A 21780-nucleotide genomic window follows, 5' to 3' on the forward strand; every position below is an offset into this window, starting at 1 on the left:
CATTCGTTCCGTGGCGTCGCGGGAACGCCTTTCTCGGCAATGAACAGGTCCAGTCCGTGAAGTGTTCTAGCCCGCGAACAGCTTCAGGCCCTCCTCGATCTCGGAGAGCGGGCTCTGCTCCAGGTAGGGCGCCAGCGCGGCGCGGGCCCCGGCCGGCGAGACGAGCGCCGCCGGCTCCACCTCGTCGACGTGCCAGCTGCCCGTGTCGTCGTAGATGAACTCGCCGACCAGGCGCCCGTCGCGGTACGGCCAGGCGGAGGCGAACCGGTGCGAGACCTGGTACGTGCCGTCCGGGTCGACGCCCTCGTCCGCGAGCACGGGGTCGGTGCCCCGCACGACCTGGGCGAAGATCGCCTCGATGAACACGCCGTAGTCCGAGACGGCGACCTCTTCCTCCAGCGCGCCGAAGACGTTCCCGCCGCTCCCGGTGATGCCGGCGTAGAAGGCGCGGACCTCGTCCATGCCGTCGCACACCAGCGTCCTGCCGCGTTCGGTGAGCCGGTAGACGGGATCATCGACGATCATCTCCGGGACCAGGATGTCCTCCCACAGCCCCGACACCTCCAGCAGCGCGTGCCGGCGGTAGTTCTTCAGCATGTGCCGATGCCTCGGGTTCTCGACGACGGCGAGCGCCGCGTCCACCCCGGCCGGGACGTCCCGTACGTTGAACACTTTCATGCTGCCTGCTCCTGTGTTTTCCATGGTTCGGCGAATATGCCGGGTGAAAGGGAAGGTAATTCCGGCGGGTTTCGTCGCAGCCTAGGACGCGGTGACCGGCGGGCGCCTCACCTGGTCCGTTGAATGGACGCCCCCGGAATTGGCGGCGAATTTCGGTGGGCGCGGTCAGCCCGCGACGGCCCCCGGGCCCGGTACGGCCTCGGCGTCGTAGGCGTAGATCCAGCCGTTGTCGACCAGCGGGTCGGTCCCGGCGAAGGAACGGTCCCGGGCCCGCTGCTCGGGCCCGTCGGGCAGGTGGTTGACGTCCGACCGCGCGTGGCTGGCCGACTGGAGCCGGGCCGTGCGGGGACGGCGCAGCGCCTCGTACCGCCGCAGCGCCTCGGCCGGGTCGCCGATCCCCTCCGCGAGGCAGCGGGCCAGGACCGCCGCGTCCTCGATCGACTGCGCGGCGCCCTGGGCGAAGAACGGGAACATGGGATGCGCGGCGTCCCCGAGGAGCGTGACCGTCCCCCGGCTCCAGCGCGGGAGCGGCTCGCGGTCCAGCAGCGCCCAGCGGCCCGGCGTCTCCGCCGCCCGGATGAGATCGACCAGCCGCGGATCCCACCCGTCGAACTCGTGGAGGAACTCCTCGACCGTCGCCCGCGCCGTCCACGACTCCACCGAGCCGTGGCCCGCCGGAGCGAAGGCCACGAGGTTCACGAACCCGCCCGCCGAGATCGGGTAGTGCACGAGGTGGTGGCCCGGACCGATCCACAGCGTCTGGGAGGGCCGCAGGGCGAACTCCGGTGCGCGCTCGCTCGGCACCAGCGCCCGGAAGGCGCACACGCCCGAGTCGGCGGCGGGCCGCGGCCCGGCGATCGCGGCGCGCACCACCGAATGGACGCCGTCCGCGCCGATCACGACGTCCGCCCCGGCCGGCGGGCCCTCGGCGAACCGCAGCAGCGGGCGCCCGCCGCGCGTGCCGAGCCCGACGCAGCGCCTGCCCAGCCGCAGCGTCCCCGCCGGGACGGCGCGCCGGATCGCCTCCAGCAGGTCGGCGCGGTGGACCGTGTAGGTGTGCTCGCCGTAGAGCCGCTCGCAGGCGGTCGCGAGATCCTCGGCCGACAGGACCGTCCCGTCCCGCCAGCGCCGGAACTCCCACCCGACGTCCAGCCGGACGGCGCGTCCGGCGAGATCCTCCATGACCCCGAGCCGGCGCAGCAGCCGGGCCGCGTTGGGGGCCACCACGAGCCCCGCGCCGACCTCCTTCAACACCGGCGCCTGCTCGTAGACGGTGCAGCGCAGACCCGCGCGGGCGAGGAACGCGGCGGCCGCGAGGCCGCCGATCCCGGCCCCGAGAATCGCGATCTCCGGCGTGTTCGACCCGACCATCTCTTCGGCTCCCGCAGTCGTTCCCGCTCCCCGGTGTGACCCGGCATGACAGCGTCATGCTGCCGGGGGCCTCGGTCGCGACGCGCGTGGTTGACCATCCTATGAACACTGTGGGTAGCATCACGAGGACGGGCCCTTCGCAGGCGGCCCGCACCACCACGGAGAGGAGGGCCACGGCATGCCCCGGACGAGCGAGCCCGGCAGGAGCGTCAGCTCCCGGCTCCTGGAGGTGCTGTTCGCCTTCCAACCGGGCCAGAGCGTCCTCAGCCTCGCCGACCTCGTGCGCACGACCGGCCTGCCGCACGCGACCGTCCGCCGGCTGGCCATGGAGCTGACCGAGGCCGGCGCGCTCAGCCGGCGGCACGACGGCCGCTTCACCATCGGCCTGCGGCTGTGGCGGCTCGGCACGCTGGCGCCGCTCACCGAGTCGCTGCGCACGAAGGCCCAGCCGTTCATGGAGGACCTCTACACGGCGCTCCACCAGCACGTGCAGCTGGCCGTCCTCGACGGCACCGAAGCGGTGATCATCGAGCGGCTGTCCGCGCCCCGGGCGCCCGGCCTGGTGTCCCAGGTCGGCGGCCGGCTTCCGCTGCACTGCTCGGGCGTCGGCAAGGTCATCCTGGCGCACGGCGGCACCGGCCTGATCGACGCCGTGCTGGCGGGCGGGCTGCGCCGCTACACGCCCGAGACCGTCGTCGACCCGGCCGCGCTCCGGGCGGAGCTGGCCGAGTGCCGCCGCACCGGCACCGCCGTCGTCCGGGGCGAGCTGACCCCCGGCGCCGACTCGATCGCCGCCCGCGTCGTGGACGGCGAGGGCCGCGTCGTGGCCGCCCTGTCCGTCGTGGTGCGCTCGGGGTCGGTGAACCACCAGGCGGCGCTGCCCACGCTGGTCGCGAGCGGCCTGGGCGTGTCCCGCGTGCTCGGCTGGCGCCCCGGGGTCAGGATCCGCGAGACGGCGGACGGTCTCTAGGGACACGGCCCGCGGGGCATCGGCCTGGCGGGCACGGCCTGGACGGACTGGTCCGGAGAGCGCGGCCTGTCGGGCACGGTCCGGGGGCCCTGCTCTGGAGGGCGCAGCCGTTGGGGGCGGCCCGTCGGCGGGATCGTCGTCCGACACTGTCCATTGAGCGAACCTCTATCCATTGAATGAACATCGGGCTTGAACGCCGGGCTTGAATGAGCACAGAGCTTGCATGGACTCTTGTTGACCGGGCGGCGGCGTGGTCGGAGAACGAGGAGCGGCCCTCCCCCCAGGCGGGTGGCGCTGGGGGAAGGGCCGGGAGGCGGCTTACCGGATCAGGTGCGCCGCTTCACGGACGCCGGTCGGCCTCCGTGCTCAGACTGATCAGATCTTCTCCCAGAGCGCCGGCACGGCGGCGGGGGTCCAGCCGGGCTGCGCCTGGTGACCCTGGATGCAGCGGTACGAGGAGCCGTTGTAGGTGACGACGTCCCCGATCTTGTAGACGGTGCCCTCGGCCCACGAGCCGCCGGTGGGCGGGTCGTCCGGCGGGTTGGAGTTGCCGGTGTAGAGCGTCAGGCCGTACACCGAGAGCGGCTCGTTGACCGGCTGGAAGAACGTGGTGCCGCCGCGCGAGCAGTCGCCGTCGCCACCGGACGTCGTGCCCTGCGCCTGGTTCCCGGAGATGTAGGAGCCGCCCGAGTCGCCGGGCTCGGCGCACACGCTCGTCTGGGTCACCTCGTAGACGGTGCCCTCCTGGTAGGTGACGCTCGTGTTGAGCTGCTGGATCGTCCCGCAGTGCCAGCCGGTGGTGGAGCCGGAGCGGCACACTTGCGTGCCGGTCTGCGCCACGGTCGAGCCGCTCACGGCCCGGTCCTGGACCGTGCCGTAGCCGTTGACCGCGGCGGTCGGGGTCCACTGGCTGTTGGTGGCGATCCAGCTGTAGTCGTTGCCGGGGAACGAGGACCCCTGGAACGTGCCCTGCTGGACCTGGTTGAAGCCGCTGGTGCTCTGGCCCGCCTGTCCGCAGTGCCCGGCGTCGACGAACCCGGACTGCCCGCTCCGCGTGACCGCGAAGCCGACCGAGCAGCGTCCGCCGCCGCCCATGTAGTAGGCGTCGCCGCCCCGGATGTTGTGGAACGTGCGAGGCCGGAGGCTCGACTGCTGGATGGTGACGTCGGCGGCCGTCAGCCCGGCCGACTTGACGAACTGGCGGGCCTTCGCGGGCGCGGAGGTCAGCAGCACGAGCTTGTTGCTGCGGACGTCCACGTACCAGACCGGGGAGTGGGCCGGTCCCCTCTTCCCGGCGGCACGGTCCAACTTGGCCTTCGTCGCGGTGAGACCGGCCAGGCTCTGGCCCACGATCTGCGGCTGGGCGCCCAGGCGGGTGATCTCCGCAGCCTTCGCGGCGTCGGTGGTGGCGACGTGCAACGTTCCGCCGGTCTTGCCGGTGACCCAGCTTCCGGCGAAGCTCTTGCCGAGCCTCAGCTGGAGCTTGCCGGCGGTGGCGCCGGTGTTGACCTGGTTGGCCAGCGACTCCTTCGCCTGGGCCGCGGTGAGGCCGAGGTCGCGCTGCATCGCCTTGAGGACGACCGCCGGGACGTTCGCGGCGGCCTCCGCCGAGTACGGCGCCGGGTGCGCGGCCGTGGACGGACTGGGCTGGGCGGCCGCGATGCCCTGGAATCCGGCCAGGCTCAGCGCACTGACGGAAAGAACGGCGACGCTCAAGCCGCGTCTGTGAGACATGGTCTCTCCTAGGGGTGGGGGTGCGGCAAACGTAGATCTCTTTTCAGAAGGTGAGAAGCCCTCTATCGTGCCGCGTTCTGGCGAGTTGTCGCCGGTGTCGGCAACTCGCCAGCGAGCGCCCGGCTCCGATGGCCGGTCAGGCGGGATGTCGCATTGCCGTATTTGGAACGCAACGAACCCTCGAAGATCATGAAAAGATGGCGCGGCCACCGATCCGCGAGAAAGAACCTACGGCCGGACGCGAAGCCGGAGCCGGGCCTGGCGAGGCCCGGCCACCGGGGGCTTGGCCGTCTCCCGCCACTCCTGGATAATCCGGTTCATGATCTCCGCGACCGCCACCGGTGATAATCCATTCGCGGCGCTCGGTGTCACCACGGTGCAGCAGGCCCTCTACACCACGTTGTTGTACAACCCCGGCAGCACGCTGAGCGAGCTGGTGACGCTGTCGGACGAGCCCTGGTTCCGGCTGGCCGGACTCCTCATCCAGCTGGAGGCGCTCGGAATGGTCGACGCCTCGGCCGTCCCCAAGTACTTCGCCTATCCGCCCGACGCCGTCGTCGAGACGCTCATCCGCAAGCGGGAGACGGAGTTCATCCGCGCGCGCCTGGAGGCCAAGCGCCTCAGCGGTGACCTGCTGGCCGCCGAGCAGCGCACGAACCCCGAGAAGGTGGTGGAGATCGTCGACGGGGTGGAGGCCGTGGTCCAGCGCCTCGAACAGGTCCAGCGCGGCGCGCTCAAGCAGGTCAAGGCCATCGACAAACCGCCCTACGCCGTCGACCCGACCCGTCCCAACGAGATCGAGCTGGAACGGCTCGCGAACGGCGTCGAGTATCGCGTCATCTACACCCCCGAGGCCCTCGCCATCGCCGAGCGACTCGAAATGACCCGGCACGACTCAGGTTTCGGTGAACGCGCCCGCGTCATGGAGAATCCGCCGGCCAAGCTCATCATCGTGGACGACGAAATGGCATTGATGCCGCTCCAGGGCGACGAGCCCGGTGTCACTGCGCTGATCCGCCCGTCCACGCTGCTCGACGTTCTCATCACCGTTTTCGATACCTGCTGGGAACAGGCCGCCCCGCTCCACGTCGGCGACGAGGCGGGCGCCGGCAATGTCTGGCCCCGGCTCTCCGACGCCGACGGGCATCTGCTCACACTGCTCGCCGCCGGGCTCAAGGACGAGGCGGTCGCCCGGCACACGGGAATGGGTGCGCGGACGGTCAGCCGGCATGTCGCCCGGCTGCTGCGCACACTCGACGCCCGCACCCGATTCCAGGCGGGCGTCCACGCCGCGCAGCGAGGATTACTTTGACCACCGGAATTCTCCTGGAACACGTCCCGGTGCCTTTCACCGAGCCGCCGTGGCGGGCGGGCCCGCACCCGCCCGCCACGGCGTCCGGCGCGTTCACCGCCGGTCCGGGGACCGTCGGTCAGCCGATGGCCGCGGCCGCCAGGTACCAGCTGGTGTGAGGGAGCCATTGCTCTCCCCAGCGCCAGTCGTCGTCCTTGCCGGTCTCGGCGTACCCGTGGTTCCACAGGATGCCGCTGCCGTCCTCGTTCTTGCCGGTGATGCCGTTGACGATGCCGCCCGGGGCCTGGAGGAACTGCCAGGAACCCAGCCAGAGGTACTGCGGGTTGTTGCGACCGGAGCCGTCCAGCATGCAGACGTCGTAGGGGTTGGCGCCCAGGATCCAGTTGAGCTGGTCCGCGGCGTACGAGCGCAGCTCCGCCGCGAACGCGCGCTCGCCGGAGAACTGCCGCGCGGCGAGCCGCGCCGCGGTGGCGAGCGAGGCGATGCGCGCGTTCTCGCCCTGCCACCACTGGTCCTTGGTCCGCGGCGTCACGTTGTGCGGGAAGAAGAACCGGGCGGCGCGGTTGCCGTCCTTGTCCTGGACGAGCTGGCGGGCGTACCCGAACGGGTTGCGGACCTCCCGGGTGATCGCGAGCTCGAACCGCAGCGACCGGCGCACGGCGTCGAGCGCGCGCTTCTGCGCCTCGCCCTCGGCGATGCCGGCGTAGGTGAGGAGGGCGACGACCGGGAGCCCGGCGTCGGACGGATGGAAGTACGGCCGGTCCTTGTCGTCGGCCCGCCAGAAGTCGCGGTAGCGGTCCCAGGACGCCAGCCGCGCCGCCAGGTTCGCCGCGCGTTCGTCCGCGACCTTCCGGTAGGAGCCGTCCCGCGTGGCGCGGTACAGTTCGATCGCCGCGAGCAGGGCGTTGTAGTCGTCCTGAATGTTCTCTTTTCCATCATTGGTGAGGCGGACGTTATTGGCCTGGAGATAGGTGAAGGCGTCCTTGGCGGCCGACAGGTACTCGGCGGAGTCGTAGTCGCCGGAGACGTCGTGGGTGCTCGCGATGGCCAGCGCGGCGATCGCGACGCCCCCGCCCTCGCGGTAGTTGACCTGGGCGGTGCCGAGGGTGCGCTTGACCGGGTCCTTCGGGGGGCCGGGCTGCATGACGGAGCTGTAGAAGGACTCCCCGGCGACGTGGACGCGCCGGAGATAGTCCGCGCCGTACAGCGCCTCGTCCTGCAGCCAGGTGCGCAGCTGGGTGAAGTTCTCGTTCTTGCGGGCCGTCAGTTCCCGGTGGGAGATGAACAGCGCCCAGGCCGTCAGCGGGATCTGAAGCGTATTGAAATAGGAGAGAGCCGACAATTGGGTGAAGTGTTTGCCGAAATCGCCGGTCGCGTCGTACCATCCGCCGTGCGCGTCGTAGGTCTTCCCGGTGTTCCCGAGCGGCAGCCGGTGGTCGAACTTGTCGAACTGGCCCGAACTCCGCCAGCCCTTGAAGTGGTGGACGACGTGCGAGAGCGTGTAGCGCTCGAGCACATCGGCCTCGATCTTGAACTGCGCGGACCGGGCCGACCCGACGGAGATGTAGTAGTCGCCCGGCCGCTTGACCTGCGAGAAGTCGGCCGTCCAGTAGACCCGGTCGTCCCAGTCGGCGACGGTGCCGCCGCGGTCGAGCCGCCCGCCGTGGACGGTCTGGCCGGTGCCGGCGTCGACGAGCCGGAACCGTCCGGGCGATCGCCGCGCCGTGATCACCGCGCGCTTGGGGTCGCCGGGGGCGTATCCCACGTTGTTGACGAAGACCCGTGTCGTCGCGTCGCCGCCCTCCGGCGCCGCGGCGGCCTCGGCCGGGGTCCCGGCCACCGACGCGGCCGTGTACCCGGCCCCTACGGTGGCCGCGCCGATCAGAAAGTGCCGGCGTCCGTGTCCTTCGGTCATGCTCCCACCATCCTCGCGTGTACGGGGCCCCCGGTCCCTCCCACCTGCGGATCCGATTTGGTTAAGAACATTGCAATATTCGGCGATCTTCAGGCCGAGGTCAAGGGGGGGACGGCGAAATGATCGCGGGCGCCGGACGGCCGGCACTGCTGCGCCGCATCAACGAGACCACCGTGCTGGCCCGGCTGCACGAGGGTGGACCGCTCCGGCTGGCCGATCTGAGCGACCGGACCGGCGTGTCCCGCCAGACGATCGCGCAGGTCGTGGCCTCCCTCGCCGCCGGCGGGCTGGTCGAGTACGTCGAGGCGGGCGAGGCCGCCGAGCCCGGCCCGCGCGCGCCCGGCCGGCCCGCCCGGCTCGTCCGGCTGCGCCCCGACGCCGCGCACGTCGTCGGCATCGACATCGGCCCGCACCGCACCCTCGTCGTCGTCGCGGACCTGGCCGGCGACATCGTGGCCGAGGAGCGCGGCGACAGCAGCGGCCTCACCACCCGCGACGAGATGATCGACCACGTGCACGCGCGGGTCGCCGAGGCGCTCGCCCGCGCGGGCGTGTCCCGCCAGACGGTGCGCGCCGTCGTCGCGGGCACGCCCGGCATCGTCGAGACCGAGCACGGCGTCGTCGTCAAGGCGCCCGACATGCCCGGCTGGACCTCGATCGACCTCGCCGACCGGCTCCGGCCCGCGTTCGACTGCCCGGTGGTCGTGGAGAACGACGTCAACCTCGCCGTCCTCGCCGAGCGCTGGCGCGGCCACGGCCGCGACGCCGAGATCGTGGTCGCCGTGCGGTGGGGCGGCCGCGTCGGCGCCGGCATCCTCGTCGGCGACCGGCTGCTGCGCGGCGCGCACGGCGCCGCCGGCGAGGTCGGCTTCCTGCCCGCCGGCCAGGGCCCCTCCATCGGCACGGCGAGCCTGGGCCCGTTCGAACGCCGGGTCGGCGCGACCGCGATCGCGGAACTGGCCGGCGACGACGCCACGCCGCACGATCCGGGGAGCGCGACCCTGGCCGCCGCCCGCGCCGGGGATCCGGCCGCGCTGGCGGTCCTCGACACGATCGCCGCGCGCTTCGTCGAGGGCCTCGCGCCGCTGATCCTCATCCTCGACCCCGGCCTCGTCATCATCGACGGCGGCGTCGTGCGCGCCGGGCCGCCGCTGCTGGAGGCCATCGAACGCCACCTCCAGGGCCGCACGCTCGTCCGCCCGGCCCTGGCCCTGTCGACGCTCGGCGACCGCGCGGTGGCCCTCGGCGCCGCCCGCCTCGCCCTGGACGACGTCGAGCACCGCCTCTTCACCGTCGAGTAAGCCGCCCACATCACCACCGATGACCTGCGCAATGACGCGGCCGCGTGGCCTGGCTGCGTGGCCCGGCCGCTGGCCCGGCCCGGCGGCCCGTCCGTTGGCATGACTGACGATCCGTCCGATGACCCGTTCGATGCAACCGCCTGCTTTTCACAAGGACGGGTGAACCGAACGGCGTCCGTCAGAACGGCGGGCCGGTGTGCTCCCGGCCGGGCCCTCGGACGGGGCGGCCCCTTGGACGGGCGGCTAAGGCCAAGCCCTCATGGCGGGGAGGTGGGCTTATGGCGACCGGTGGCCGGACATGTCAGGCGAGGACACGCTTCGGCACGCCGCGTCCTGGGAGGCGACATGGTGCTCGACCGGCTCACCGGCCACAAGGCCACGGCCTGCTGCTTCATCGAGGAGGACCGGGACGGGGACCGCGTGGCCGAGTACGGCGTGCTGTGCACCGCGGACTACGTCCAGCACGACCCCTCGATGCCGCTGGAGTCGGTGGGCCTGGACGAGGCCCGGGAGACCTACCGGGAACTGGTCGCGGCGTTCCGGCTGCGGCACTCGGTGGAGGGCATGCTGGCCGAGCGGGACCTGGTGAGCGCGCGGTTCCGGGTGCGCGGACGGCACGTCGGCGAGTACCAGGGGAACGCGCCGACCGGCCGCTCCTTCGAGACCACCGGCCAGGTCACCCTCCGTTTCCGGGAGGGGAAGATCGCGGAGGCATGGTTCCACTGGGATCTGCGCGGCGCGCTGGAACAGCTCGGCGGCACCCTCGGGTGACGGCGCGCCGGGCCCCTCGGCCGGTGGACGAGCCCGTGGTGGACGAGCGCGTGGTGGACGAGCGCGTGGTGGACGAGCCGGCGGTTCAGCGGGTGGCGACGCGCCGTACCAGCAGGTGAAGGGAGTCCCGGAAGCGCCGCTGGATCTCGGTGTCCTCGGAGCGGCGGCGGACGCCGTCGGCGCCGAGGACGCCGCCCTTGGTGAAGCCGCGGATCGCCCAGATCAGATGCCAGGTGAACAGCTCCGGGTCCACGTCCTCGTCCAGGGCTTGGCCGATCAACTGGATCAGGCTGCCGGCCGGCCGCGCGCCGTACCGGAGCTCCATATCGGGGAAGTCGGATGCGTCGGACATCCAGCGATGCATCCAGATCGACGGTAGTTCCGGGTGCTCCAGGGAGTAGTCCAGGTAGCGGTCGATCAGGCGGATCACGCCCTCGGCGTCCGGGGTGAAGGCGGCCAGGGCCGGGGAGAGGTACTCCATCCGCTCACGGGTCAGCCGTTCCATCACCGCCAGGAACACGTTCGCCTTGCCCCCGTAGACGTCGGTGACCACCGCGGCGTCGATCCCGCAGGCGTCCGCGATGAACTGTGTCGTGACCGCGTCGTACCCGAGTTCGGAGAAGAGCCGTGCGGCGATGGCCAGCACGCCGTCGGGGATCTGGCCATCGGCTCCTTCCGGCGTCTCATGGGCCGCCACTCACCTCACCACCGTTCCTGACGAAAGCCCTGGTCATCAGGTTAATCGTCGCGTCCGCCCGGCGCTCGCGCCCCCGTGGCCCTTGCCGGAGTGGACATGCGTTCACTAGAGTGGACGTATGTCCACTTCAACGGCGAACGCCGTCCCCGGCGAGCCCCACCGGCACCGCGAGATAGCCGAGTCGTTCGGCGCGGACGCCGAACGCTACGACCGCACGCGCCCCGACTACCCCGGCGAGCTGATGGAGCGGATCGCCGCCGCCGGTCCGCGCGTCCTGGACGTCGGCTGCGGGACGGGCATCGTGGCCCGGCGGCTCCGGGCGGCGGGCTGCGCCGTCCTCGGCGTCGACCCCGACGCGCGGATGGCCGCGTGGGCGGAACGGAGCGGGATCGAGACGGAGGTGGCGACGTTCGAGGAATGGGAGAGCGCCGGCCGCACCTTCGACGCCGTCGTGGCCGGGCAGACCTGGCACTGGGTCGACCCGGTGGCGGGGGCCGCCAAGGCGGCGCGGGTGCTGCGGCCGGGCGGGCGGCTGGCCCTGTTCTGGAACGTCATGCAGGCACCGCCCGAGATGACGGAGGGCATGACCGAGGTCTACCGGCGGATCCTGCCCGACTCGCCGGCCGCGAGGACCATCGCGACGCCCGCCCTCGACGTCTACGGGGGGATGTTCGCCACGGCCGCCGACGCGATCCGCGGCACGGGCGCGTTCGGCGAGCCCGAGCACTGGCGGTTCGAGTGGGAACGGCTTTACACCCGCGATGAGTGGCTGGAGCAGGTGCCCACCTTCGGCGGCAACGCCGGCCTTCCGCCGGACGTCCTGCGGCGGTTGCTCGACGGCATCGGCGCCGCCGTCGACGCGGTGGGCGGCGCCTTCACGATGGCGTACACGACCGTGGCCGTCACCGCCGAGCGCGTTTGACGAGGCGCAGGTGAGCGGCTGCTCCGGGCGCGCCGGGTCCACTGGCCAGGGGGATAGGCTGAAGGGTCCGTGTATGCACGCCCACTCGCAGGGAAGGGGGCGCCGGTGCCGACGGGGACGGCGATCCGCGACGTGCGCGAGCAGCTGTTCGGCGCCGCGGAGCGCGTCCTGCTCCGGGACGGGCCGAGCGCGCTGACCACCCGCGCGGTCACCGCGGAGGCGGGCTGCGCCAACGGCGTCCTGCACCGGCACTTCACCGACTTCGACGGCTTCCTCACCGAGCTCGTCCTGGACCGCATCGCCAAGATCGAGGCGCAGTCCGCCGCGCTGCGCGGCGCCGCGGGCACCGGCTCGCTCATCGGCAACCTCTCCGACGCGGTGACCACCGTGTTCACGTCGGTCGCCGTGGCGATCGTCGCGCTCGTCACCTTCCGGGACGAGCTGCGCGCCCGGCTGCGCGCGGCCAGACCGTCCGGAGGCGTCCCGCTCGCGACGGAGGCCGTCGCCATGATCGCCTCCTACCTCGCCGCGGAGCGTGAGCTGGGCCGTATCGCGGCGGACGCCGACATCGGCACTCTCGCGCCCACGCTGGTCGGAGCCGGGCACCTGCTGTTCGCCGACCGGAAGAGCACCCCGCCCGACCCGGAGGCCGTGCGCAAGATGGTCACCACGGTCATGGCCGCCGCCGTGCCGTCCCCGCCGCGACCTCCCGCGCCGCAGTCCCCACCGTCACAGCTCTCCGCGTCATAGCCGCTGGTCCGGTCCTCGCGAACGCCGGCCGGCGGGCCCCTGACCACGTCGTCGGCCAGGGGCCCCGGGTGCCGGGTGGGGGCGGGCAGGTGTCAGGCAGGGCAGGTGTCAGGCAGGGCAGTTATCAGACAGGGCAGTTTTCGAGCAGGTTGGCCCCGGTGCCGCCGTCGCAGAGCAGCGCGCCGTTCGGCCGGGTGGGGTTGAGACCGTCGAGCCAGTCGTCGCCGTCCCCGCCGTACAGCTTGCCGCTGGCGCCCGACATGAGGACGTCGTTGCCCTCGTCTCCCCAGAGCCAGACCTCGTACCCCTTCCGCCCGTCGAGCCAGTCGTTGCCGGGGCCGCCCAGGGCGCTGGTCCGGCTGCCGCGGATGTCGAGGGTGTCGTTCCCCGGCCCCCCGTAGACCCGCCCGTCCGTGGCCAGGTCGCGGATGACGTCGTCGCCCTGCTCGCCGTACACGTAGTGGACGGCGGTACGGCCGGCGGAGCCGTGGTCGAGGACGCGGTCGTCGCCACCACCGAGGTAGATCTGCTGGACGGGACTCGCGTTCGCGCAGGTGACGGTGTGCGCGTCGGCGTTGACGCAGCCCGCCCCCGCGACTAAGGGGCCGGCGGAGTCGACCACCTTGGCTCCGCTCGCCTCGACCGAGATCGTGACGTCGTTGGCCACGCCCGCCGCGTCCTTGAACCAGAGGACCTTCTCTCCACGGGTCTCCACGAGATAGACGCTGGAGCCGGCCGCCGCGCGTGCGGGCGCGGCGGCGGCGAAGCCCTGCGCCATCGCGAGGAGAACGGCCGCGAGGGCGGTGATCATGAGCCCGGTGGTGGCGAGCCGGGTTGTCGTGAGTCCGGGCGCGCGGCGGCCGGGAGATGCGAACTGGATCATGGTGTGCTGTTCCCTCCTGCGGGCGGCCCACCCTCCAGTGGGCCTCACGGGAAGCCCACCACCCCGGCCCCGCACCGTAAATCGATAATCTTTTCCGGTTCTGGACAGGGCGCCGTGTGCTGGAGAGGCAAGCGTGGACGCCCGATTCAGCCCGGTCGCCCACCGGTCAAAGGGCCTGTCTCTAACGCGCCCGGCGTTCCTAGAGGCCGACCGCGTCGGCCAGGAGGTCCACCTGCTCCGGATCGGGATCGTTCCCCATGAAGATCAGTTCGTCGCACCCGATCCGGCCGAACTCGGCGACCGCCGAGGTGATCTGGGCGGGCGTGGTGTGGGCGATGGAGATCCCGTACCGCGCGTACTCGTCCCCCGCGAAGGCGTAGTACGAGCCAATCGCGCTGGAGACGGCGGCTCGGGCGTCCGGGCCGAGCGCGTACATGACCGACGCGACCACGTGCGGTGCCCCGGCTCGGCCCGCCCCGTCCCATGCCTCGCGGACGCGCGGCGCGAAGTCCCGCACGCTCTGGACGGTCGCGTCCCCGGCGATCCACCCCGTCCCCTGCGAGGTGATCCGGCGCAATGCCGACGCGGAGGTGCCGCCGAACAACAGTGGTGGGCCGCCGGGTGTCGCGGGGCGCGGCCCTACGGGGTCATCCGATGTGAAGGCGACCGTCAGGCGATTCAGGAACCGGTCGAATTGCTTTCCCCGTGTGCTGTAGTCCACCTCGCTGAGGACGAAGTCGTCGTCTCGGACGCCCGGAGCAAGCCCCAGGTTGAGGCGACCCGGCCCCGCGAGCTGGTCCAGGCTCGTGACGGCTTTCGCGAACAGCGCGGGATTGGCGCGCAAAGGCGCGATGAGCACGCTGGTCAGGAGCCTGATGCGGGAGGTGGCACCGGCTGCGGCGGCCAGCGTGATCAGCGGTTCCGGTGTCGTCCATGCGAGGCGGTCGCTCACGCTGAGGGTGGAGAAACCGCGCGCCTCGGCGCGGCGCGCCCATTCCACCAGAATGCGGCCGTCCTTCCAGGGGCCGTGCCCCGGCAATCCGATACCGATGTCCATGCTGTTCCTTTCGAGAATGGCGGCGCGTTCCATGAATGGTGGTGCCTGCTATGCGAGTCAGAGGCCGGCGTGTGCTCAATGCGGCGGCGGGATCAGTGGGCCGATGTTGCCGGGCGTGCGGGCCAGGCCGTCCTCCAGCAGCCGCCGCAGCTCGCCGGGGGACTGGACGGCCGACACCGGCGGCCCGCCCTCGATCACGAGGGAGGGGACGCCGGTGATGCCGTGCGCGGCGGCGCGGCGCCGGTCGGCGCGGACGTCCTCGGCGTGCCCGTCGCCGGACAGGAGCGTTTCCACCTCGGACTCGTCCAGCCCGGCTTCGCCGCCCAGACGCAAGAGGACCCGAGGGTCGGCGACGTTCAGCCCCTCGGTGTGGTAGCCGCGCAGCAGCCGTTCCATCATCTGGTCGCCCCGGCCGCGGGCGGAGGCCAGCCGGCACAGCCGGTGCGCGTCGAAGGTCCCGACCGGACGGGCCAGGTGAAGGTTGAGCTCCAGTCCTTCCGCCGCGCCCAGGGCCCGGATCCGGGCGACGCGAGCCGGTGCCCGGTCGCCCCACCACTCGGCCATGGCCTCGGCGGCGGTCGGGCCGGGGACCCGGCCGCCGTCCGGGGCCAGCTCGAAGGCGCGCCAGATGATCTGCACGCCGTCCCGGTCGCCGACCTGGGCCAGCGCCGCGCTCATCCGCCTCTTGCCGATGTAGCACCAGGGGCACAGCACATCGGCGTAGACCTCGACCTTCATGGGCGTCCCCAGGCGGCGCGGGAACGCCGCCCGGTCGCGCTTCGCCCGCGGAACGCGGCGATCCGGTCCTCGATGTGCGTGGTCATGCGCAGGCTCCTCCTCAGGTGCGGGGATGGGCTCGGTGGCTCATCCTGCAACCTCGACCGCGCTTGAGATCAAGGAGCCGTTCGGTGGCCGGCGCCGGACATGCCGATGCCGTGGGGACCGGTCAGGCCGGTCTCCACGGCAGGCGGCGCCAGGACGAGGAGGTCAGGGGGGCTCAGACGGGCAGGTCTTGCGACAGGCCGTGTACCGCCAGGTTCTCCAGGGGAGTGTCGACGTCGGCGAGCAGCCGCGCGTCGATGGGACGCGCGTTCGCGACGACGGCACGGAGATGGTCGGCGGCGCCCCAGTTGTCGATGGTCATGGCCGCCACCGGTGTGCCGCCGTCGAGCCAGAAGGCGGTGAAGCCGGGCGCATCGGGCGCGCCGCGGGTGACGACCCGGTCCCAGGCGGCCGGATGCCCGACGTATTCGAGCGTGGAGCCGTACTGGGTGGAGAAGCAGTAGGGGACCGCGTCGACGGTCGCGGGCTCGCCGAGCAGGGCGGCCGCCGCGGCGGTCCCCTGGACCACGGCGTTGTCCCAGTGTTCGATCCGCACGGCGTCCGGGAGGCGCGGATGCCGGTGGCGGGCGACGTCGCCCGCGGTCACCGCCGCCGGGTGCGAGGTGCGCAGGTGCTCGTCGGCGAGGATCCCGCCGTCCACGCGCAGGCCCGCGGCCTCGGCCAGACCGGTGTTGGGGACGGCTCCGGCGCCGACGATGACGAGGTCGGCGGGGATCCGGCGCCCGCCGGTGGTCCAGACGGCCTCGACGGTGCCCGTCCCGAGAATGGACTCGACGCCCTCCCCGGTGAGCAGCTCCACGCCCTGGTCGCGGTGCCGCTGGGCGAAGAGCCCGCCGATCCGCTCGCCCAGCACGCCGTACAGCGGCGTGGGCAGCGGGTCGATGAGGGTGGTGTGCCTGCCGAGGGTGCGGCTCGCCGCCGCGATCTCCGAGCCGATCCATCCGGCCCCGACGATGACGACGCGCTCGGCCGCGCGCAGGGCCGCGCCGAGCCGGTCGCTGTCGTCACGGCTGCGCAGGTAGTGGACGCCGTCGAGATCGGCGCCCGGCAGCGTGAGCCGGCGGGCACGCGAGCCGGTGGCGATCAGCACCTGGGAGAACGCGAGCTCCTCGCCGCCCGCGATCCGCACCCGCCGGGCGTCGAGGTCGAGGTCGGTGGCGGGCGCGCCGAGCGCGAGGGCGACGTCCTGGTCGGCGTAGAACTGCGGCTCCAGGACGTCGAGCTCGGCGGCCTTCTCGGTGCCGAGAAGGTAGCCCTTGGACAGGCCGGGCCGCTGGTAGGGCAGGTGGGCCTCGTCGCCGACGAGGGTGATCGGCCCGTCGTAGCCGTGGCCGAGGCGCAGGGCCTGCGCTGCCTTCGCTCCGGCGAGGCTCGCTCCGATGATGACGATGCCGGGATCGGCGGGCATGGTGAAGCTCCTTCTATGAAACGGGGAGACGGCTTCCGGGAGGAGAAGGTCAGATGATCTCGAGGTTGGCCATCATCCCCATGTCCTCGTGCTCGGCGTTGTGGCAGTGGAAGAGGTAACGGCCCCGGTAGCCGTCGAAACGGGTGATGATCTCCGCCGACTCGCCCGGCCGCAGCGAGACCGTGTCCTTCAGGCCGGCGTCGTGGGGCCGGGGCGCACGGCCGCTGCGCGAGAGCACCCGGAAGCCGACCAGGTGCAGGTGGACGGGATGGTGGACGTCGGCGACCAGCCGCCACACCTCGACGTCGCCGAGCCGGACGGTGACGTCGGTGCGGGCGGGGTCGAACGGCCGCCCGCCGATCAGCCACCCGTGGCCGCCGTGCATGCGCCCGGCCCGGAAGGAGAACTCGCGCACCCGGACCGCGTCCGCCCGGCGCCAGGCCGGAAGGTCGCGCGAGAGGACGGCCGGGACACGGCCGCGGTCGGCGGCCTTGCGCGCGACCCGGAACGCCATGACGTCGCGGGTGCGCCCGGTGCCCAGCCGGTTGAGGAGCCTGACGCGGCCGCCGACCGGGACGCCGGAGAAGTCGACGACCACGTCGTAGCGCTCCGCCGGGGCGATCGGCAGCCGGGTGTGGGTGACCGGCGCCGCGAGCAGCCCCTGGTCGGCGCCGATCTGGACGAGGTCGAGCCGCCGTCCGTCGTCGGTGACGGCCTCCAGGTCGTAGTGGCGCGCGTTCGAGGCGTTCAGGATCCGCAGCCGGTACCGGACCGCGTCGACCTCGTGCACCGGCCACGGAGCGCCGTTGACGAGGATCACGTCGCCGAGGACTCCGCCGAGGTAGGGCTCGCGGACGCCCGGACGCTTGCGCAGGCCGGGGTCGAGAGAGGGGTAGACGAGGGCGCCGTCGGCCGCGAACGCGCGGTCCGCGATCATGAGGGGCAGCTCGTGCCGTCCCGAGGGCAGGCCGAGCGCGTCCTCCGCGTCGTCGCGGACGATGTGCAGCCCGGCCAGGCCCCGCCAGATCGCGGGAGCCGTGAAGTCCATCCGGTGGTCGTGGTACCAGAGCAGGGCCGGCCGCTGCTCCAGCGGGAACGTGTAGTCCCGCGTCAGCCTCGTCCGCACCGCCCGCGGATCGCTCATGCCCTGCATGCCCCGCTCGCTCCGCGCGCCGTGCCCGTGGCCGGTGGGCCCGGCGGGTGCGGCGGCGGGTGCGGCGGTGCCCTCGTCCGGCCATCCCTGGGGGAGGACGAGGTCGGTCGGGTACCCGTCGGAGTCCGGCGTGCTCCGTCCGCCGTGCAGATGCACGACGGTCGGTACCGGCAGCTCGTTGCGATGCCGCACGGTGATCGGCCGGCCGCGGCGCGACTCGATCGTCGGCCCGGGGAAGGTGCCCCCGTACGTCCATAGGGGCGTCCTGACACCGGGCAGGATCTCCGCGGTCGCCTCGCGCTGGACGACCTCATACCGGTCGATGCCACCCGAGGTGCCGACCGGCGCCAGGACGGAGGGAATCGGCAGCGGCACCTGGTAGGCGGGCGGCAGCGGCACGGCGCTGCGCAGTTCGGCGCCCGTCGCCGCGGGCCGCCGGGACAGCGCGGCCGCCGTCGTCAGCCCGGTCACGGCCACCACGCCGAGCGCTCCCCCGATACCCAGTACCTGCCGCCGGCCGAACCCCCCGCTCGCACGGTCGTCCGCACCGGGGTCCACATCGGGGTCGGCGGGGCCGCCCAAGCCGTCGGTCATGCCGTCGCCCGCGCGACCGGCCACGTCATCGTCCATGCCCTTGCCCACTCGGTCGCCTTCTTCGGAATCGTGAGCGGTGCGGTCGTCCCGCTCACTCATCGCCCGTCTCCCGCCGCTCCGGTGCCGCCGTGGCCTTCGACCGCGTGCGTGGGGGACGCGGCCGGAGCCGGAGCGGCCGGCGCCACACGGCGATGAACAGCACGACGAGGCCGGCGATGGTCATCACGCCCAGCGGGAGGTGCAGCCACAACGCCCCGTCCTGGCCCGCCAGGTACTGGACCGTCTCGGCCACGACCAGGGCCAGCGTCGCGTGGAAAGGCCAGCTCACGCGGCCCCGGACCCAGATCACGATCGCCGCGACCAGCTGGACGTAGCCGATGGAGGTGACGATGTTCGCGCCGGCCGCGTGCCAGCGCAGGCCGTCGTAGTCGCCGCTCAGGTAGACCCCGGCGAACACCGGCTGGCCGAAGATGACGAATACGTGGGCGCCGACGATGGCCCGCAGGACCCACTCGCCGGTCCTTCTCCGATTCCCGGCACCCTCCCGGTCCGGCAGGGCCGAGCGTTGCCCGTCGGTCGCGGTGGCCATGTCCCGTCCTCCTCACGCTGGTCTCGATGCGCGATCGTCAGGACGTTGTGTCCACGACGTTCAGGGCCACGACGTTATGCCTAGCGAGTTATCTTGTCTAAGATCTATATTGCTATGACGCTATGTCCGTACACGCATGACCGCGCCGCGTCCGCTCACGGCCGCACGGGCGGGCACATGGGCGGGAGCATGGGCGGGGACACGATCGGGACGAGGAGCGGCCCATGGACCTGAACGCGCTCGGCCAGTTCCTCGTGGTCGCGCGGCTGGAGCACCTGAGCCGCGCCGCCGACGAGCTGCGCGTCGCCCAGCCCTCACTGAGCCGCACCATCGCCCGGCTGGAGGCCGAGCTCGGCGCCCCGCTGTTCGACCGGGCCGGTCGGCTCCGGCTGAACGACGCCGGGCGGATCTTCCGCGATCACGTCGAACGGTCGCTCGGCGAGCTCGAGGCGGGACGGCGCGCGGTCGCCGAGGCCACCAGCGAGGGGATCGGCGCCGTGCGGCTGGCGTCGGAGACCTTCCTCACCCTCATCGGGCCGCTCATGGCGTTCAAGCGGGCCCATCCCCACGCCGAGGTCGTCCTGCACCAGATGGCCGCCGAGGAGATGGCGCGCGCACTGCGCGCCCAGGAGATCGACCTCTGCGTCACCTCCCAGGCGCTTCCCACCGAGGGCCTGGAGGCGGTCGAGCTGCTGGACGAGCCGGTGTGGCTGGCGACGCCGCTCGACCATCCGCTGGCGGGCCGCACGTCGGTGAGCATTGAGGAACTCGCCGGCCAGCCGTTCGTCACCACCCGTCCGGGACACTGGCAGCGCGGTCTCCTCGACCGCCTCTTCGCCGGACGGAACGTCGCGCCGAGGATCGTCTGCGAGGGCGACGAGCCCAGCGCCATCGCCGACCTGATCAGCGCCGGGCTCGGGCTGGGGCTCATCCCGGGCTTCGCCCGGCGCGCCGCCAACCCCGCCTCCGTCAACTGGATCGCCGTCGAGAGCCCCGACTGCCGCCGCACGCTCACCCTGCTCTGGGGCGCCGGCAGCCACGTCTCCACCGTCGCCCGCCTGATGCGCACCACGATCACCGAGTGGGACTGGGAAGCCGTCGAACCAGGAGCGGACGGCGCGCCGCCCACGAGATGACCGAGGCGCGGCCACGCCGGGGATTTGGATTCGCGGTGGTCATGCGGCCCGCCGCAGAGCGGACCGCATGACCACCGACAGCCGACGCACCAAGAGGCTTACAGCGCGTCAGCGGCCCCGCGGAGCGTCAGCGGGATCGCGACGCGGTCAATGGGCCTCCAGCGTGCGGGTCTGGCGGATCTCCTGCCAGCTCTTGGGAGTGGACGTCGACGTGACCTGCTGCGGCGGTGCGGCGGGCCGGCCCGGGGTGTAGAGCCAGGTCCGGAAGAGGTTCCCCAGGTCCTTCCCGGAGATCTTCTCGGCCAGCGCCTCGAACTGGGCGGTGGTGGCGTTGCCGTAGCGGTGCCGGGTCGCCCAGGCGCGGATGACGGCGAAGAACTTCGCGTCGCCGACCGTCGCGCGCAGAGCCTGGAGCGTCAGGGCGCCGCGGTCGTAGACGGCGTTGTGGAACTGGTTGTCGCCGGGTCCGGGGTCGCCGGGCTTGACCTGCCAGAACGGGTCGCCGGCGGGGTAGGAGTCATAGGTCTTGCGCGCGACCTCGGCGGCGGTGCCCTGACCGGTCTTCTCCGACCACAGCCACTCGGCGTAGCTGGCGAAGCCCTCGTTCAGCCAGATGTCGCGCCACGTGGTGAGCGAGACGCTGTCGCCGAACCACTGATGGGCGTTCTCGTGGACGATGAGGTAGGGCCGGACGCCGCGGGCGAAGGCGGCGGGACTGTAGAAGACCCTGGTCTGCTCCTCCAGCGAGAAGCGCGACTTGACGTTCGGGACGTAGCCGCCGATCGAGGTGAAGGGGTAGGGCCCGAAGATCGTGCTCTCCCAGGCGACGACCTCGGGCGTGGTCTCGATGCTGGCCTTGGCGGACTTGAGCAGGGCCGGGTCGACGTCGGGACTGTAGGCGGTGATCACCGGCAGGCCGCCCTTGGCGCGGCTCCGGTGGACCTCGAACTTACCGACGGCCAGGGTGGCGAGATAAGTCGCCTGCGGCTTGGCCTCGTGCCATCGGTGGGTGGTCCAGCCGTTCGCCGTGCGGGTGCCGCGCGGCTCGCCGTTGCTGATCGTCTGGAGGCCGGCCGGGACGGTGATCGCGATGTCGTAGGCGGCCTTGTCGAGCGGATGGTCGTTGCTGGGGAACCACCACCAGGCGCTCTCCGGCTCCTGGGCCGCGACCGCGCCGTCGGGCGTCCTCGTCCAGCCGACGTAGTCGTTGTACTTCTTCGTCGACGGCACGCCGGAGTAGGTCACCGTGACGTCGAGTCTCGTCCCCTTGCGCACGGTCCGGGCGGGAGTGATCACTAACTCGTGCTTGCCGGACGTGGTGAACGCGGCCTTGCGGCCGTTGACCGTGACCGTCCGCGTGTCGAGCAGGAAGTCGAGGTTGAAGCGGGTGAGGTTCTGGGTGGCCCGCGCCGTGATCTTCGCGGTGCCCTGGAGCGTGTCGGTGGCGGGCTGGTATTTCAGGCCGAGGTCGTAGTGGGAGACGTCATAACCCCCGTTTCCGTAGTCCGGATAGTAGGGGTCGCCGATGCCCGGCGCGCCCGGCCCGGCGTCGGCGACGGCCGCGGTGGCGGTCAGCAGGACGCCGGCCGCACCGGCCGCGACGGCGAGAAGCCGTGATCTCCACATCTGTGGTCCTCCTTGCGAGTTGTCCACTAAACCTATGGAAATAGTAGGAAATACTGGGTGCCCAAGGCAA

19 protein-coding genes are annotated in these 21780 nt (G+C 72.2%); 7 read left to right on the forward strand and 12 right to left on the reverse strand.

What is annotated here, in order from left to right; translation table 11 throughout:
- Positions 1 to 66: 66 nt before the first annotated feature.
- Together E1291_RS02240 and E1291_RS02245 are read right to left on the reverse strand one after the other, a co-directional pair.
- Entirely contained in the window at positions 67 to 678 is a 612-nt protein-coding gene (locus E1291_RS02240; protein WP_131735826.1) for a hypothetical protein, read from the reverse strand.
- Positions 679 to 843: 165 nt separating this feature from the next.
- Entirely contained in the window at positions 844 to 2049 is a 1206-nt protein-coding gene (locus tag E1291_RS02245) for an FAD-dependent monooxygenase (RefSeq protein ID WP_131735827.1), read from the reverse strand.
- Positions 2050 to 2227: 178 nt separating this feature from the next.
- On the opposite strand from E1291_RS02245, the gene E1291_RS02250 reads away from it, so the two are divergent.
- Positions 2228 to 3019, forward strand: a complete 792-nt coding sequence (locus tag E1291_RS02250) for an IclR family transcriptional regulator (protein ID WP_131735828.1) — start codon at positions 2228 to 2230, stop codon at positions 3017 to 3019.
- Positions 3020 to 3394: 375 nt separating this feature from the next.
- Here E1291_RS02250 and E1291_RS02255 read toward each other — a convergent pair whose 3' ends face one another.
- The gene (locus E1291_RS02255; RefSeq protein WP_131735829.1) at positions 3395 to 4753 is read right to left on the reverse strand and encodes a carbohydrate-binding protein; all 1359 of its coding nucleotides are present in this window, start codon (positions 4751 to 4753) and stop codon (positions 3395 to 3397) included.
- A gap of 319 nt (positions 4754 to 5072) precedes the next feature.
- On the opposite strand from E1291_RS02255, the gene E1291_RS02260 reads away from it, so the two are divergent.
- On the forward strand, positions 5073 to 6065 hold the full coding sequence (locus tag E1291_RS02260; RefSeq protein WP_131735830.1) for a helix-turn-helix transcriptional regulator: 993 nt from the start codon (positions 5073 to 5075) through the stop codon (positions 6063 to 6065).
- 118 nt (positions 6066 to 6183) lie between these two features.
- Here E1291_RS02260 and E1291_RS02265 read toward each other — a convergent pair whose 3' ends face one another.
- The gene (locus E1291_RS02265; protein ID WP_131735831.1) at positions 6184 to 7980 is read right to left on the reverse strand and encodes a glycoside hydrolase family 9 protein; all 1797 of its coding nucleotides are present in this window, start codon (positions 7978 to 7980) and stop codon (positions 6184 to 6186) included.
- A gap of 119 nt (positions 7981 to 8099) precedes the next feature.
- Between E1291_RS02265 and E1291_RS02270 the strand changes: the two genes are divergently transcribed.
- Together E1291_RS02270 and E1291_RS02275 are read left to right on the forward strand one after the other, a co-directional pair.
- Positions 8100 to 9281 carry an ROK family transcriptional regulator gene (locus E1291_RS02270; protein ID WP_131735832.1) on the forward strand — a complete coding sequence of 394 codons (1182 nt, stop codon included), beginning with the start codon at positions 8100 to 8102 and terminating at the stop codon, positions 9279 to 9281.
- Between the two features lie 345 nt (positions 9282 to 9626).
- Positions 9627 to 10052, forward strand: a complete 426-nt coding sequence (locus E1291_RS02275) for an ester cyclase (RefSeq protein ID WP_131735833.1) — start codon at positions 9627 to 9629, stop codon at positions 10050 to 10052.
- 85 nt (positions 10053 to 10137) lie between these two features.
- Here the strand turns inward: E1291_RS02275 and E1291_RS02280 are convergent, their stop codons facing one another.
- Positions 10138 to 10749, reverse strand: coding sequence for a TetR/AcrR family transcriptional regulator (locus tag E1291_RS02280; protein ID WP_131735834.1), 612 nt, complete (start codon positions 10747 to 10749; stop codon positions 10138 to 10140).
- 118 nt (positions 10750 to 10867) lie between these two features.
- On the opposite strand from E1291_RS02280, the gene E1291_RS02285 reads away from it, so the two are divergent.
- Both E1291_RS02285 and E1291_RS02290 read left to right on the forward strand, forming a co-directional pair.
- The gene (locus E1291_RS02285) at positions 10868 to 11671 is read left to right on the forward strand and encodes a class I SAM-dependent methyltransferase (protein WP_131735835.1); all 804 of its coding nucleotides are present in this window, start codon (positions 10868 to 10870) and stop codon (positions 11669 to 11671) included.
- Between the two features lie 105 nt (positions 11672 to 11776).
- Positions 11777 to 12421, forward strand: coding sequence for a TetR/AcrR family transcriptional regulator (locus E1291_RS02290; protein WP_131735836.1), 645 nt, complete (start codon positions 11777 to 11779; stop codon positions 12419 to 12421).
- A gap of 124 nt (positions 12422 to 12545) precedes the next feature.
- Here the strand turns inward: E1291_RS02290 and E1291_RS02295 are convergent, their stop codons facing one another.
- From E1291_RS02295 to E1291_RS02320, 6 genes are all read right to left on the reverse strand, one after another.
- A complete protein-coding gene (locus E1291_RS02295) occupies positions 12546 to 13304 on the reverse strand; it encodes a hypothetical protein (RefSeq protein WP_131735837.1) in 759 nt (252 codons plus the stop codon).
- Positions 13305 to 13503: 199 nt separating this feature from the next.
- Complete coding sequence (locus tag E1291_RS02300) at positions 13504 to 14361, reverse strand: LLM class flavin-dependent oxidoreductase (protein WP_165494922.1); 858 nt, start codon at positions 14359 to 14361, stop codon at positions 13504 to 13506.
- 75 nt (positions 14362 to 14436) lie between these two features.
- On the reverse strand, positions 14437 to 15099 hold the full coding sequence (locus E1291_RS02305) for a DsbA family oxidoreductase (RefSeq protein ID WP_131735839.1): 663 nt from the start codon (positions 15097 to 15099) through the stop codon (positions 14437 to 14439).
- Between the two features lie 259 nt (positions 15100 to 15358).
- Positions 15359 to 16612 carry an NAD(P)/FAD-dependent oxidoreductase gene (locus E1291_RS02310; protein WP_131735840.1) on the reverse strand — a complete coding sequence of 418 codons (1254 nt, stop codon included), beginning with the start codon at positions 16610 to 16612 and terminating at the stop codon, positions 15359 to 15361.
- Between the two features lie 49 nt (positions 16613 to 16661).
- Positions 16662 to 18458 carry a multicopper oxidase family protein gene (locus E1291_RS02315; protein ID WP_207400508.1) on the reverse strand — a complete coding sequence of 599 codons (1797 nt, stop codon included), beginning with the start codon at positions 18456 to 18458 and terminating at the stop codon, positions 16662 to 16664.
- Entirely contained in the window at positions 18451 to 18948 is a 498-nt protein-coding gene (locus E1291_RS02320) for a hypothetical protein (protein WP_207400509.1), read from the reverse strand. The genes E1291_RS02315 and E1291_RS02320 overlap by 8 nt, the downstream gene beginning before the upstream one ends.
- 224 nt (positions 18949 to 19172) lie before the next feature.
- Here E1291_RS02320 and E1291_RS02325 point away from each other — a divergent pair, with 224 nt between their 5' ends.
- A complete protein-coding gene (locus tag E1291_RS02325; protein WP_131735841.1) occupies positions 19173 to 20084 on the forward strand; it encodes a LysR family transcriptional regulator in 912 nt (303 codons plus the stop codon).
- Positions 20085 to 20231: 147 nt separating this feature from the next.
- Here E1291_RS02325 and E1291_RS02330 read toward each other — a convergent pair whose 3' ends face one another.
- Positions 20232 to 21710, reverse strand: a complete 1479-nt coding sequence (locus E1291_RS02330) for a M1 family metallopeptidase (protein WP_131735842.1) — start codon at positions 21708 to 21710, stop codon at positions 20232 to 20234.
- Between the last annotated feature and the right edge of the window lie 70 nt (positions 21711 to 21780).

The organism is Actinomadura roseirufa (assembly GCF_900659635.1).
GTDB lineage: Bacteria > Actinomycetota > Actinomycetes > Streptosporangiales > Streptosporangiaceae > Spirillospora > Spirillospora roseirufa.

Bases quoted from the DNA above. Each gene is read 5' to 3' on its own strand.
- E1291_RS02240 (WP_131735826.1), bottom strand. From the start codon at position 678: ATGAAAGTGTTCAACGTACGGGACGTCCCGGCCGGGGTGGACGCGGCG.
- E1291_RS02245 (WP_131735827.1), bottom strand. From the start codon at position 2,049: ATGGTCGGGTCGAACACGCCGGAGATCGCGATTCTCGGGGCCGGGATC.
- E1291_RS02250 (WP_131735828.1), top strand. From the start codon at position 2,228: ATGCCCCGGACGAGCGAGCCCGGCAGGAGCGTCAGCTCCCGGCTCCTG.
- E1291_RS02255 (WP_131735829.1), bottom strand. From the start codon at position 4,753: ATGTCTCACAGACGCGGCTTGAGCGTCGCCGTTCTTTCCGTCAGTGCG.
- E1291_RS02260 (WP_131735830.1), top strand. From the start codon at position 5,073: ATGATCTCCGCGACCGCCACCGGTGATAATCCATTCGCGGCGCTCGGT.
- E1291_RS02265 (WP_131735831.1), bottom strand. From the start codon at position 7,980: ATGACCGAAGGACACGGACGCCGGCACTTTCTGATCGGCGCGGCCACC.
- E1291_RS02270 (WP_131735832.1), top strand. From the start codon at position 8,100: ATGATCGCGGGCGCCGGACGGCCGGCACTGCTGCGCCGCATCAACGAG.
- E1291_RS02275 (WP_131735833.1), top strand. From the start codon at position 9,627: ATGGTGCTCGACCGGCTCACCGGCCACAAGGCCACGGCCTGCTGCTTC.
- E1291_RS02285 (WP_131735835.1), top strand. From the start codon at position 10,868: ATGTCCACTTCAACGGCGAACGCCGTCCCCGGCGAGCCCCACCGGCAC.
- E1291_RS02295 (WP_131735837.1), bottom strand. From the start codon at position 13,304: ATGATCCAGTTCGCATCTCCCGGCCGCCGCGCGCCCGGACTCACGACA.
- E1291_RS02300 (WP_165494922.1), bottom strand. From the start codon at position 14,361: ATGGACATCGGTATCGGATTGCCGGGGCACGGCCCCTGGAAGGACGGC.
- E1291_RS02305 (WP_131735839.1), bottom strand. From the start codon at position 15,099: ATGAAGGTCGAGGTCTACGCCGATGTGCTGTGCCCCTGGTGCTACATC.
- E1291_RS02310 (WP_131735840.1), bottom strand. From the start codon at position 16,612: ATGCCCGCCGATCCCGGCATCGTCATCATCGGAGCGAGCCTCGCCGGA.
- E1291_RS02315 (WP_207400508.1), bottom strand. From the start codon at position 18,458: ATGAGTGAGCGGGACGACCGCACCGCTCACGATTCCGAAGAAGGCGAC.
- E1291_RS02320 (WP_207400509.1), bottom strand. From the start codon at position 18,948: ATGGCCACCGCGACCGACGGGCAACGCTCGGCCCTGCCGGACCGGGAG.
- E1291_RS02325 (WP_131735841.1), top strand. From the start codon at position 19,173: ATGGACCTGAACGCGCTCGGCCAGTTCCTCGTGGTCGCGCGGCTGGAG.
- E1291_RS02330 (WP_131735842.1), bottom strand. From the start codon at position 21,710: ATGTGGAGATCACGGCTTCTCGCCGTCGCGGCCGGTGCGGCCGGCGTC.